8 protein-coding genes are annotated in these 12,906 nt (G+C 58.1%); 5 read left to right on the plus strand and 3 right to left on the minus strand.

Translation table 11 applies throughout. The annotated features are described in order from the left end of the window. Window positions 1-237 precede the first annotated feature (237 nt). The 3 genes from ACVDHE_RS07115 to ACVDHE_RS07125 form a co-directional block, all read right to left on the minus strand. Window positions 238-2,088, minus strand: coding sequence for a protein kinase domain-containing protein (locus ACVDHE_RS07115; protein ID WP_458886068.1), 1,851 nt, complete (start codon window positions 2,086-2,088; stop codon window positions 238-240). Window position 2,089: 1 nt separating this feature from the next. Then, window positions 2,090-2,515, minus strand: coding sequence for a hypothetical protein (locus tag ACVDHE_RS07120; RefSeq protein ID WP_458886069.1), 426 nt, complete (start codon window positions 2,513-2,515; stop codon window positions 2,090-2,092). A gap of 780 nt (window positions 2,516-3,295) precedes the next feature. Continuing rightward, window positions 3,296-4,933 carry a tryptophanase gene (locus tag ACVDHE_RS07125; protein ID WP_213037403.1) on the minus strand — a complete coding sequence of 546 codons (1,638 nt, stop codon included), beginning with the start codon at window positions 4,931-4,933 and terminating at the stop codon, window positions 3,296-3,298. Between the two features lie 325 nt (window positions 4,934-5,258). Between ACVDHE_RS07125 and ACVDHE_RS07130 the strand changes: the two genes are divergently transcribed. The 5 genes from ACVDHE_RS07130 to iorA all read left to right on the plus strand — a co-directional run bounded on the left by ACVDHE_RS07130 (window position 5,259) and on the right by iorA (window position 12,904). Further along, window positions 5,259-6,848, plus strand: a complete 1,590-nt coding sequence (locus ACVDHE_RS07130) for a PucR family transcriptional regulator (protein WP_458886070.1) — start codon at window positions 5,259-5,261, stop codon at window positions 6,846-6,848. A gap of 166 nt (window positions 6,849-7,014) precedes the next feature. Next, window positions 7,015-8,325, plus strand: a complete 1,311-nt coding sequence (locus ACVDHE_RS07135) for a cytosine permease (RefSeq protein ID WP_458886071.1) — start codon at window positions 7,015-7,017, stop codon at window positions 8,323-8,325. A gap of 61 nt (window positions 8,326-8,386) precedes the next feature. Further along, window positions 8,387-9,496 (plus strand): DUF917 domain-containing protein, encoded by a 1,110-nt coding sequence (locus ACVDHE_RS07140; protein WP_458886072.1) that lies wholly within the window; start codon window positions 8,387-8,389, stop codon window positions 9,494-9,496. A gap of 35 nt (window positions 9,497-9,531) precedes the next feature. After that, window positions 9,532-10,980 carry an aminoacyl-histidine dipeptidase gene (locus ACVDHE_RS07145; RefSeq protein ID WP_458886073.1) on the plus strand — a complete coding sequence of 483 codons (1,449 nt, stop codon included), beginning with the start codon at window positions 9,532-9,534 and terminating at the stop codon, window positions 10,978-10,980. Window positions 10,981-11,152: 172 nt separating this feature from the next. After that, entirely contained in the window at window positions 11,153-12,904 is a 1,752-nt protein-coding gene (iorA, locus tag ACVDHE_RS07150) for an indolepyruvate ferredoxin oxidoreductase subunit alpha (RefSeq protein ID WP_458886074.1), read from the plus strand. Window positions 12,905-12,906: the final 2 nt, after the last annotated feature.

A 12,906-nucleotide genomic window follows, 5' to 3' on the forward strand; every position in this document is an offset into this window, starting at 1 on the left:
GCTTCCACAGTGGCAGTCGGAGCAATAGACTGTTTCTCTGTGCCGCAGGCAGACAGGGAAACCAGAAGGCAAATTGCCAGAAGAAGAGCAGAAAATCGTCTCATGATGCCGTGATCCTTTCTCGCGGGATAGGTTAAAAAAGAGAAATTCCCCAAAGAGGGCCGTATGCTCCTCTTTGGGGAATAGTTTATCATACACGCCTGAATATCGGGTGCGCAGTCTGCGCACCGTATCTTTTCACTGATACTGGATCTGAAACGCCGCTTGAGACAACTGCTCCTGTACCAAGGGCTGATGCTGCTTGCTCAGGGTTAGAAGCGAAAGCCAGGGAGAGTCCAGCAGCGGGGTGAGGTCGGTAAAAGGATTGTTTCGCAGATCCACATCCGTCATGACGGGCATTTCAGACAGAAAAGACAGGTCGCTCACCCCTGTTTCCCCGAGATTCAAATAGCGCAGACTGGACAGAAGGGTAAGCGCCTCCGGGTGAGAGACGGCGCTGCCGTACAGATCCAGATCCCGCAGGGCTTGAAGACCTGTAAGATGAGAGAGGTCGACATCCTGTGTAGCGTACAGCCGCAGTTCCACCAGTCCGGTCAGTCCCGCCAGGGTATCTGCCGCCCCGCCGGGCAGCTCCCCTACAATCAGTCGGGTGAGATTGGGACAGGACTCCAGCGGGGAGAAGTCCGTGACCCAGGTGCCCCGCGCGTTCAGGGACTGGATACCGCTTCCCTCAAAGACCTCCACCGAGGTGATGCCGGTCGCTTCCAATGTCACCTCCTGCAATGCGGTCAGCTGGGCCAGTGCCTCCGCGGATCGCACAGGGTTTTCCCCCAGGTCCAGCACACGCAGCTCCGTCTGGCCTGCCAGCGGGCTCAGATCGGAAATCTGGTTTCCTGTGAGACTGAGATACTCCAAGGGCAGCTCCGCCAGGAAGGATACATCCGAGATCTGCTGGTAGTCCAGGATCAGTACCCGCAGGTTGGTGCACTGTGCCAAAAGCTCCAGGTCACCGTCACTGATGTCCCCATGGGCGGTCTCCACCGCATAGCGGTCGTGGGCGAAGCCAACTCGGTCCTCGTGCTCCTGAAGAGTGCCCATCAGAGCCTCTCCGCATACCAGCAGCTGCTCCACCTCACCCAGCCGCTCCGTGGGGATGGGTTCTCCGTCCTCCAGCTGTAACTCCTGACGAAGGGCAGCCTCCAGCAGGGATGACTGCGGCTGCGCCTCAGCGGCGGAGCCCCACAAAATGCCGAGGATGATCGCCGCACCTGTCACGACGGCGGCAGCTGCGGCGCCCCAGCGCAGCCAGCGGTATTTCAGCGCCCGGTACACCGCACGGACAGAGGAATAGCGGTTTTTCGGATCGAAGGCCGTGCACCGCCGGATCACACGGCGCAGGTATCCGGGGCCCATATCCTGCTTGGAGAGGTCAAAACTGCCCGTGAGCAAAAAGCGCATCAGGATGCCCAGACTGTAAAGGTCGGAACGCTGATCCGTCTGCTGATAGCCGAATTGCTCCGGCGGAGCAGTGACCTGGGTCCCAAGGAACACGGTGTCTCCCTGCTGTTCCGGCCGGTGGCGCCGTGCGGCCCCCAGGTCAATGAGGTGGCAGCGGCCCGACGGGTCCAAAACCACATTCTGGGGCTTGACATCCCGGCAGATGACCGGCGGATTTTGACTGTGCAGGTATTGCAGCACCTGGCACAGGGATAGCGCTGCCCCCCGCACGTTGTCCGGGGGAAGGGGGCCCTGGGCCGTTACCTGCTCATGGAGGCTGACACCGTCCACATACTCCCGAATCAGGTATTCCGTTCCCTCCCATTCCAGATAAGACAGAGGGCGGGGGAGCTGCGGATGCCGCAGTTCCCGCAGCAGTTCATACTCCTGCTTCAGGGCATCCTCCCGCCCCGCGGGCTGGATCTTCAGCACTGCGGGCCATCCGGCCCGATCATGGACCAGATACACTTTCCGCTCCCCATCTTTCAGGCAAGCCTGGGGAATATATTGGGCACTCAGACAGGGGGGCAGCAAAAGATCATCCAGTACCTGAGTCTGATACTCCCGCAAAAACTGTTCCCGTGCCTCCATATCAACTCTCCCTGGCATAGAGGCTTCGCTCGGGCAGGGAGGCAAGCAGGTCCTCTGTTTCCAGAAGGGTCATGTGCTGGTTCAGGGCAAAAATCACCGCTGCGTCCCGGCGTATTTTCGGGTAGAGCGCCCCGCAGCCTCCCACCATCAGCAACCGTTGGGCCTCTTTTACATTCAAGGACAGGGACAGTGCTGTGCGCAGCAGGATGTCCCGGCCCGGGATCCGCTCACCGCGCAAAACCTGATATGCGTAGGATTTGCTGATGTCGGCAGCAGCGATCCACTCTGGAGCCGATACCCCCGCCAGCTCCAACAGCTCCTGAAGAACCTGCGCGCAGGTGGGGTCCGTCCGCTCCTGGATTAAAAGGGCCTTACCGCTCTCTCGACCGCGCAGCCTGTGGAACAACTTGCTTGTGGTTTCGGGCATATACCCCTCTCCTCTCCATCATTGCCGCAAGCCCGTCAGCCAATCGGGCTGGAAAAACAGAATTTACGAATCCTCATGCTGACTCAGATGATCAGGGCTCCAAAAGCGATATCCGATATCAATGAAGTTCAAGCAAAAAGAGTTTTGCGAATAGCGGAAGGTTCTTGATGCCTTTGCTTTTTGCGCAAATCTATGCTGCATACGCTTTTATGCTTTATTCTACCGCAAAAAGCAAAATTGCGCCAGAGGAAAGAAACATCTCCAAATTCATTGCCCTGCCTAAACTTTGTTATGATTCGTCTGGTTGATATAGTTCCCACCACTTGGTGCAGTAGGGGCGGCGCAGGATGAATTGTCTGGCCTGCAAACAGCTCTTGACATTTTCTCGGCTGCAAGCTGCCATTACGGAAACAATGCCACCTCTTGTGGAAAGAGTCCCTGGCTCCGTCTGATGAACGGAGCCGGGGACTTGACCAATGCGATGACCAATATCCGGATATCAGCGGGTGGACACAGTGAACAATGACCTTTTGCTCGTTCTGAAAAAGTGAAACCAAAAGCGCCGGAAAGCGCCTGATAGCAGGGCTTTGACGCACAGACGGATCTTCACTCGCAGGAGGTTACTGGTTCGAGTCCAGCAGTTTCCGCCAAAAAGTTTGCCTCAATGAGAAAGCAAGAAGCCTGTCCCGAAAGAGACAGGCTTTCTTTGCTGTAAAGGTTTTGATTTTGTTATCCTTCGTATCGTTGATACCCTTCTGTATCAGATAATTGGGAGGAAGATTATTCGTTTGGATAAGGCTCCAGGAAGGCGTGGAAATGGCGCATGGGCAGATTGTGGCCCCAGACAATGCGCATGTTGGGGATATTCTCCCGATCCTCATACAGGGCTTTCACCGCAGCGATCACATAGTCCAGATGCTCCTGGGTCAGGCGGCTGCGGTCGATGGCAAAGCGCACCACATTGGCCAGCTCCGCCTGCTGCTCCGGGGTCTTCAGGTCGTACTCCATGGAGTAGTCGCCAAGCTCTGAGACCCGGATACCGTACCGGCGGATCAGCTCCAGGGAGAAGCCCTCGCCGGCGAAGGTGTCGTGGCCCCGCTTTCCGTCAAAGAATTCGTCCATGTTGATGTACACAGCATGGCCGCCGGCAGGCAGCACCACGCCCTTGATCCCGGCCTTGTAGAATCCCTCGGCCAGGTAGTTGCACTGCGCTACACGTTCGCTCATATAGCCGAAGTTGCAGCTTTCGTACAGGCCCACGGCCAGGGCCATAATGTCCCGGCCGGACATGCCGCCGTAGGAGTCGTTGCCGTAGCAGGAGATCTGCTTGACCTTCAGCAGCACGCCCACGTCGGTCTTGACGGTGCCGTCGGCGTTGAAGTCGGAGAAGTTCTTCCAGAACAGTCCGCGGTCTCGGAAGGCCAGCATGCCGCCCATGTTGGCGTGGCCGTCCTTCTTGGCGGACATGGTGAAGGCGTCGCAATAGGAGAACATCTCCGTTGCGATCTCGGCGATGGACTTGTCGGCGTAGCCCTCCTCACTGGTCTTGATAAAGTAGGCGTTCTCCGCCCAGCGGGCGGCGTCAAAGACCAGGGGGATGTTGTACTTGTGGGCCACCCGATTGATCTCCCGCAGGTTGGCCATGGACACCGCCTGACCGCAGATGGGATTGTTGGTGATGCAGGCGAAGACCAGGGGTACGTTCTCCGGCCCCACGCCCTGAATCAGCTGCTCCAGCTTCTCGATGTCCATGTTGCCCTTGAAGGGGTTCTTCTCGTACCGGCCGCCCTCGGGCACCTGGTAGAGCAGTTCCTTGTCGTACAGGTTCCGGGGAATGGAGCCCATCTGCTTGATGTTGCCCTCCGTGGTATCGAAATGGCCGTTAGAGGGGATAGTGAACACCTTGCCCGGATGCCGGGCGGAGAGGATATTCCGTACGATTTCCATCAGTACCGACTCGGCGGCCCGTCCCTGCTGGATGATAAAGGTGTTGGGCCGCTCCATCTGGGCAGCGCCGCCGTTGAACAGGCCGCCCTCGTACTCGCAAAGGTACAGCTCGTCCATCATCTTTTCCACATCCCGGCAGTCAGTGCGGACCAGATCGATGGACTTCTTCCAATTCTTCTCGCCGCCCCGCTCAAAGATGTCCCGGAAGGTGTCCAGCAAAACATAGTAGCCGGTGTTACGGCCGTATGCCTCGTCTCCCAGGAACAGCGCGGCCCATTGATGATTGGTCATAGCGGTGGTGCCGGAGTCCGACAACATGTCCACTGTCAAAAGGCCGGAGGGGAAAGCAAATTCATTATAGTGGGTGGCTTTCAGGGCCCGCTCCCGTTGTTCCACGGTAACCGTAGGCAGGTCGCGGACGGCGAAGGCGCAGTGGCGGGGGGTGGGAACATTCAGCGGATACATTTTCATAGACCTTTTACCTCCATGTTTTGGTGCTGTGCACTGTCAGATTTGGAGATACCCCGGTCACCGGCTGGTGCCGGCTGGCGGACGGTATGACTGCCGCGGCCTTTCCCAAGAGGCCAAAGAGGGGAGTGGTTCTTTTTTCATTATAGCGGAAAGCCTCACTGGTGTAATTGTTGCGCCGGACAAGGGATCTGAAAAAATTCTGTCCTGCCGGACAAAGCGGAGTGAAGTCAAAGGTCAAAAACGGTTGCAAAGGCGCAGGCAATTTTATATAGTGTTGAATAGGAATTTATACTGGGATGATCATAAAGGACAGGGGGCGACAGATATGACCGTGGGCGATGTGATGAAACTGCCCTGCATGGTAGGGGCTGAAGTCGTGGCCGGTCGAGACGGACTGGGTCATCCGGTGGAGTCGGTGAACGTGCTGGAGTACGGCTGGCCCACGGAGCTTTTGAATCACTTCTTTCGTTCCAATACATTTGACGGCAACGAACTGCTGATCTCCGCCCTGGCCTCTATTGCCGATGATGTGGATGCCCAGTGTGAAAACGTCCGCCGCTACCATGCCGTGGGCTCAGTGGGACTGGTGCTGTATTATGTAGGTATCATCGTCCCGGAGATCGACCAGCGGCTGATGGACCTGTGTAACGAGCTGGGATTTCCGCTGATTTGTATGCCCCGGGGTCAGAGTAGCCTGCGGTATAGTGAGGTCATTCGCGAGGTGCTGTTTGAGGTTTACCGGGAGCAGCAGCGGGAACAGTTTTTCGTCAGCACCCTGCTGGATCGAATCTCCGGCCTGCCAGCCCAGCAGCGCAGCATGGAGACGCTATTGCAGATGCTCAGCGAGCATCTGCGGGTGTCCGTGATCCTGACGGAACGGCGCCAGGTACTCAATACCGCCGTTTTCTGGCCCCGGTCTTTGAGTCCAGTCATCACTGACCAGCTGCCCGTCTGGCTGAAAGAACTGGGCGGCAGCAACCAGATCCGGGTTCCTCTAGGTGACGGCGAGGGCTATCTCCAAAGCTGTCCCTATCTGTCCGGGGATTCCGACAATCTGCGGCTGTTTATTCTCAAATACCGCGAGCCCTTATCGGAGGACATGCTCTGGCAGGCCAGCGAATGTGTGCGGCTGTTTATTCATATCTGGAACAAAAACCATGGGAAATTTGTGATCTCCGAACTGGTTCGCGCCATTATCAATGACGAGCCAGTCCACAAACAGCAGTTGGCCCAGATGTTTCGGGTACGAATCGAGGATCTGAACCAGATGTGGCTGTTCATTCCCCGCCAGGAACAGACAGAACATGACGAACAGCTGCTGCGCAGTTGTACCGATTACTTTTCCGCGTTCTCCGATCCTGTGTTGGTCAGCTATTACGAGGATACACTGGTGGTGTTTACTCGTGCTCTCCGGAACGGCAAACAGGATGAGGGAGAACTGTTTGGATCTCCAGAGCGGCTGGACTGTGTTCTCCGGAGATACGAAATCATCTGCTGCGATTGTCTTGACAACAGCACGGACGCCCGCCAAGCGTATCTGGTCAGCATGGCGCACTGGCGGGCCGCCAGGAAAACCTACCCCAGAGCCAAGGTGTTAAGGACAGAGGATGTGATGTTTGCTAAGCTGTGTCAGGAAATTATGTCTAGCCGAGAGAATTTGGATCAATACCTGAAAATCATCTCCAGCCTGCGCAGCGCCAACGCAGAACTGATTCCCACATTGACCGTCTATCTGCTGGATGCCGGTTCCAGCATGGCGGAGACTGCCCGCTTGCTGTACGTTCATCTGAATACGGTGAAGTACCGGTTACGGCAGGTGCAGGAGCTGACCGGCTTTTCTCCCACCCAGCTGCCGGGAGCGTATTCCCTGTACATTGGCGCTGCAATCAACCGGATCTCCGGTGAGGAAACTTAAAACAACCGTTTCTCCTGGGCCCGCTTGTCCTGTTCGGATAAGCGGGCCTGTTCTTTTTTTGTCTCAGCGGACAATTACAAAGAGCACAAGTTGCTTTACAATATTCCTATAAGATTTGTGCAAATCACACAGCGATTAATGACAACTTTATGGGAGGGAAGAAGAAATGGCAAAGAAAACAATCGAGGCCTCCGGACTCGGTCAGGTCCGGCCGGAAGATCGCAAAAGCTGGCTCAGCATTGCCTTTATCTGGGCGGGTTCTGTGTGCTGTGTTCCCGCGCTGATGGTGGGCGCCGGTATCACCATGGGCCTGACCTTCGGTCAGGCGGCCCTGGCCATGTGCATTGGATACGGGATATGTGTGCTTTTGATGATCCTGATGAGTATTCTCTCTGCCGACAAGGGAATCCCGACAGTGGTGGCAGCCTCTGGCGCTTTCGGAAAAATTGGATCGGGCTATGTGGTTTCCTTCATCATCGCGTTCTGCTTTATCTGCTGGTTCGGATTCCAGGCGGTCATCTGCGGTGAGGCTTTCGCTGCCATTCTCAATACTTATGGCATTCCTCTTCCGGGGGTGGCCTCTACCATTTTGTGGGGCCTGGTCATGTGCATCACCGCCGTGGTGGGTATCAACTGGATCAAGATTTTGAACCTGGTGTCGGTACCGGCGCTGATTCTGATTCTGGTATATGCCATGATCGTAGTGTTTCAGGATCCGGAGTCGGTGGCCGCCATTTCCAACTATGCCCCTGCAGCCAACGCCCCCATGGTGGTCGCCATTGGCACAGCGGTGGGCGGTTTTGCCACCGGCAGTGTACTCTCCGGAGATGTGACCCGTTACTGCAAGAGCCGCCGGGATGTCATCCTCTCCAGTATCATTGGTGTCATTCCCATGGGCGTAGGCACTATGCTGGCTGGCGGAGTGCTGGCGATTCATTCCGGCGCGGTGGGTATGGATACCAGCAGCATTGTCAATATGCTCTCCAGCATCGGCTCTCCTGTCCTGGGACTGCTGGTACTGGTGTTGGCTACATGGACGACCAATGTTTCAAATGCCTACTCCGCCGGCTTTGCCCTTCTGAGCCTGACCCGGGCCAAGGATGAAAAGCGGGCCTTCTTCACCTTGTTGGCCGGTGTGCTGGGCACGCTGTTGGCGGTACTGGGCATCACTAATTACTTCAACAGCTTCCTCAATGTCCTGGCTGCGTTTATTCCCCCAGTGGCTGGTGTGGTCATTGTGGATTACTTTATCATCAGCAAGGCCGACCCTGAGGCCTGGAAACCCACGGCCGGAGCGAATCTTGCGGGTATCCTGTCCTGGCTGGTGGGCTCTGTAGTAGCGCTGGCTTTTCCGACGGTGCTGGTGCCAACGGTCAATGGAATTGTGGTGGCCTGTATCCTGTACCTGATTCTGTTCCCTCTGCTGGGCAAAAAAGCATCGGAAGAACCAGCCGATAATAAGACGGACCCCGTATGAAAATAGGCCCCACAACAAAGAAGCAACTGCTTTCAACAGATTATATTAAGGAGGAGTCACCATGAGAAAGCTGCACAAACAGGACATTATTGAGATTTTGTACGGAGCGACCCTGCTGGGTGCCGGCGGCGGCGGATCTCTGTCCCAGGGCCTGGGCATGCTGGACAGCCTGGAGGCCTCCGGCGAAACCATTGAGCTGGATCTGCTGGACCTCTCTGAGATCGGTGACAACGAGTATGCCGCCATGGTGGCGGGCCTGGGCTCCCCCGTGGCTATGCTGGATCCCGATATGCCCATGTTCGGCCCCGATGCCGTCCACGCCTACCGGGCGTTCCAGAAGGCATTCCGGGCGGAGGGCAAGGAGTGCAAGTACCTGTACTCCGGCGAAATGGGCGGCTTCAATACCTTCACTCCCATGCTGGTGGCCATCCTGTCCGACAAGGACCCCGCCAAGCGCATCAAGTTCCTGGACGTCGACAGCAACGGCCGCGCTGTGCCGGAGCTGAACACCACCCTCAACGCCTACTACAATCATCCCCCCAAGCCCATGGGCCTTGGCAGCCTCTACGGTGACGAGATCATCGTGGATCCCATCAACGACCACTCCGGCGAACAGATCGCCCGGCAGATGTGCATGCTTTACAAAATGCGCATCGGCTTTGCCACCTGGGGCATGAACAAGGCGGAGATGGCAGAGGCTTTGGATGTCGGCTGTGTCACCAAGGCTCAGAACATCGGCAAGGCCATCCTGGCGGCCCGTGAGAAGGGCGCCGACGTCATGGAGGAACTGAAAAAGGCAATGGAGGTCCGGGAGTTCTGCCGCGGAACCATTGAAAAGCTGGACATCAAGGCCGAGGGCGGCTTCGACTTCGGCACCACTGTGGTCAAGGGCGACGACGGCCACCTCTACTACATCGACTTCAAGAATGAGAACCTGATCCTGCGGGACGAGGGCGGCAAGACCTGCCTGACTGCGCCGGAGGGAATCGGGATGCTGGATATGGACACCCTGATGCCGCTGACCAATGCGGACACCAAGGTGGGTATGCGGGTACTGGTCACCATGACGCCCGCCCATCCCAACTGGTGGGATGAGGCCCACAAAGCCTATACCTGCTGGCTGCCGGAGCTGGAGCGTGTGGGCATGAAGGGCGATCAGGTCCGCTACTGAGTCGGCGACAATCGTGCGGATAAGGAGGAAATCCTATGGGCGTATTGGATCAGCTGGAACCCAAGGCGGTATTCAGCTATTTTGAAACCATCTGCGGCATCCCCCACGGCTCCGGAAACACCGGTCCCATCGCCGACTATCTGGTGAAGTTTGCTCAGGACCGGGGCCTTGCGTGGTATCGGGATGCGGCCAACAACGTGGTGCTGACCAAACCCGCCAGCCCAGGCCACGAGACAGCGGACACGGTGATCCTGCAGGCCCACACGGACATGGTGTGCGAGAAAGCCCCCGGCGTGGAGTTTGATTTCACCAAGGACGCCATTCGGCCCATCGTGGAGGGCGACACCCTCCGGGCCGACGGCACCACTCTGGGCGCCGACAACGGTATCTCCGTGGCCATGATCCTGGCGCTGCTGGACGATCCGGATCTGAAGCATCCCAAGATCGAGGCCCTGCTGACCAGCGATGAGGAAACCGGCATGGTGGGTGCCTTCGCCTTCGACTGCTCGCACTTGACCGGACATAAGCTCATCAACCTGGACTCGGAATATGAGGGCGTGCTGATGTGCAGCTGCGCCGGCGGCGCCAATGCCTATTCCACCATTCCCGTTCAGCGGGAGGAGACTGCCCTCCGGCTGGTGGAGATAACCGTCAGCGGTCTTGCCAGCGGTCACTCCGGTGTGGAGATCCACAAGGGCCGGGCCAATGCCAACGTGCTGATGGGCCGGCTGCTGGGCGCCCTGGGAGAAAAACTTCCCTATCAGCTGGTAAAACTGGAGGGCGGCTCCCGGGAAACTGCCATTGCGGCCACCGCCACGGCGGTGATCGGCGTGGCTGCGGACAGTGCGGACGCGGCAGCGGAGATCGCGGGCAGCTGCGGCGCCGTGTTCGCCAAGGAATATGCGGCGGCGGAGCCGGGCCTGACGGTGATTGCCAAGGCGCTGACTTCTGAGACGGTCAGTGCCCTGACGGCGGAGAGCACCGCCCTGGTGACCCGAGTGCTGCAGGCCCTACCCGACGGGGTTCAGGCCATGAGCGTGGATATGCCGGGCCTGGTGCAGACCTCCCTGAACTTTGGCATTTTGAAACTAAAGGATACTGAGCTGTACTGCGCCAACACGGTCCGCAGTTCCATGACTACCCAGAAACTGTGGATCCTGGACAAGGTGCGCGCTGTGGCGGAGTTGGCCGGAGGGACCACGGAGGTCTCCGGCAGCTATCCCGGCTGGTCCTACAATCCCCGCTCTGTGGTAAAGGACACGATCCTGGCGGTTTATAAGGATCTGTTCGGCAAGGAAGCCACCGTGGAGGCGGTCCACGCCGGCATCGAGTGCGGTCTCTTCGCCGACAGTATCCCCGATCTGGACTGTGTGTCCATCGGCCCTGATATGGCGGATGTCCACACTCCCAAGGAGCATCTGAGCATTTCCTCCACCGCCCGGACTTTCGCTCTGCTGAAAGAGGTCCTGGCCCGGAGCAAATGACCATCAATCAAATACGCGGCATACGGATACCTCTGTGACTGTTTGGGCAGTCGCGGAACGTCCCCTGTTTCCAAAGAACACTGCCCTTCGGTCGGAAAACCGAAGGGCGGTGTTCTTTTGCCCTTTAAAGAGGCGCCTTTCAAATCACAAGAGAAAAGAAGGAGAACGCCACATGGAAAAGCATCTGTTATCCGGTAATGAGGCCATTGCCCGGGGCGCCTGGGAGGCAGGCGCCCGGGTGTGTTCGGCCTATCCCGGCACCCCCAGCACAGAGATTTTTGAAGCACTGCCCCAGTATGCGGGCGACCTTTACTGCGAGTGGGCGCCCAACGAGAAGGTGGCTGCGGAGGTGGCTTACGGCGCTGCCATCTCCGGCGTGCGCAGCCTCTGCGCCATGAAGCACGTGGGCGTGAACGTGGCGGCTGATCCCCTGTTCACCGCCGCTTACAACGGTGTGGCCGGCGGTTTTGTGATCATCACCGCCGACGACCCCAGTATGCACTCCTCCCAAAACGAGCAGGATAACCGGCATTACGCCAGAGCTGCCCGGATGGCCCTGGTGGAGCCCTCGGATTCCCAGGAGTGCATCGACTTTTTAAAAGAGGCATACCGGATCTCGGAGCGGTTCGATATGCCGGTCCTGTTCCGTACCACCACCCGGATCTCTCACTCCAAGAGCCTGACGGTCCTTGGGGATCGGGAATCGGTGCCTGCGGTGGCCTATACCCGGAACGCCGCCAAAAATGTCAGTTCTCCGGCCAATGCCTACCGGAATCATCCCAAAGTGGAGCGAAACCTGATGGAACTGGAGCGCTACGGAAATACCAGTCCCCTCAACAAAGTGGAGCGGCGGGGGAGGAAGCTGGGCGTGATTACGGCTTCCGCCGCTTACCAATATGCCAAGGATGCCTTCCCGGAGGACACCTCCTTTTTGAAACTGGGATTGACCTATCCGCTGCCCATGGATCTAATCCGGGAGTTTGCCTCCTGGGTGGAGACCCTGTACGTCATTGAAGAACTGGAACCCTTCATGGAAGAGCAGATCAAAGCCGCTGGAATTCCTTGCACAGGCAAGGACCTGACGGGCCGGCTTTATGAGCTGAACCCGCAGCTGCTGCGCCAGCGGATCCTCGGCGAGAAGCCGAAGACTGTGGAGCTGCCGGTGCAGGCGGTGTCCCGTCCGCCCACGCTGTGTCCGGGCTGCCCCCATCGGGGATTCTTCTACACTATGTCCAAGGGAAAGGATTTCGTCGTCAGCGGGGATATCGGCTGCTACACACTGGGCGCCTCCGCTCCCCTGAGCGCCATGGATACCTGCGTGTGCATGGGCGGCGGATTCTCCGTGGCCATGGGGCTCGCCAGGGGCTTCGAGGCGGCCGGCGCATCCAAAAAGGTCTTTGGCGTCATGGGCGACTCCACATTCTTCCACAGCGGCATGACCGGCGCGGTGGAGATCCTCTACAACAAGGGCAGCGTGATCCCGGTGGTGCTGGACAACCACATCACCGGCATGACCGGCCATCAGGACAACCCCGGCAGCGGCTATACGCTCCAGGGAGAGGCGGCCGCCGCCATCCGGATCGAGGATGTGCTGCGGGCCTACGGCTACCAGAACATCATCATCGTGGATCCCCAGGACCTCAGCGCCATGCAGAAGGCGGTGGACGACGCCCTGGCCTCCGAGACGCCGGCGGCGATCATTGCCCGGCGGCCCTGCCTGCTGATCAAGCGTGAGCATCACGACATCGGATTGTGCCGGGTGGACACCAACAAATGTATCGGCTGTAAGAAATGCCTGAAAGTGGGCTGTCCTGCGGTCATGATGAAAGACGGCAGATCCTTTATTGATCCCACCCAGTGCGTGGGCTGCACCGTCTGCGCCCAGGTCTGTCCTGTGGGCGCCATCACAAGAAAGGAGCTGTGATC

This window comes from Dysosmobacter sp. Phy, from assembly GCF_054476235.1.

Bases quoted from the DNA above. Each gene is read 5' to 3' on its own strand.
- ACVDHE_RS07125 (WP_213037403.1), bottom strand. From the start codon at position 4,933: ATGAAAATGTATCCGCTGAATGTTCCCACCCCCCGCCACTGCGCCTTC.
- ACVDHE_RS07145 (WP_458886073.1), top strand. From the start codon at position 9,532: ATGGGCGTATTGGATCAGCTGGAACCCAAGGCGGTATTCAGCTATTTT.
- ACVDHE_RS07140 (WP_458886072.1), top strand. From the start codon at position 8,387: ATGAGAAAGCTGCACAAACAGGACATTATTGAGATTTTGTACGGAGCG.
- iorA (WP_458886074.1), top strand. From the start codon at position 11,153: ATGGAAAAGCATCTGTTATCCGGTAATGAGGCCATTGCCCGGGGCGCC.
- ACVDHE_RS07130 (WP_458886070.1), top strand. From the start codon at position 5,259: ATGACCGTGGGCGATGTGATGAAACTGCCCTGCATGGTAGGGGCTGAA.
- ACVDHE_RS07115 (WP_458886068.1), bottom strand. From the start codon at position 2,088: ATGGAGGCACGGGAACAGTTTTTGCGGGAGTATCAGACTCAGGTACTG.
- ACVDHE_RS07135 (WP_458886071.1), top strand. From the start codon at position 7,015: ATGGCAAAGAAAACAATCGAGGCCTCCGGACTCGGTCAGGTCCGGCCG.
- ACVDHE_RS07120 (WP_458886069.1), bottom strand. From the start codon at position 2,515: ATGCCCGAAACCACAAGCAAGTTGTTCCACAGGCTGCGCGGTCGAGAG.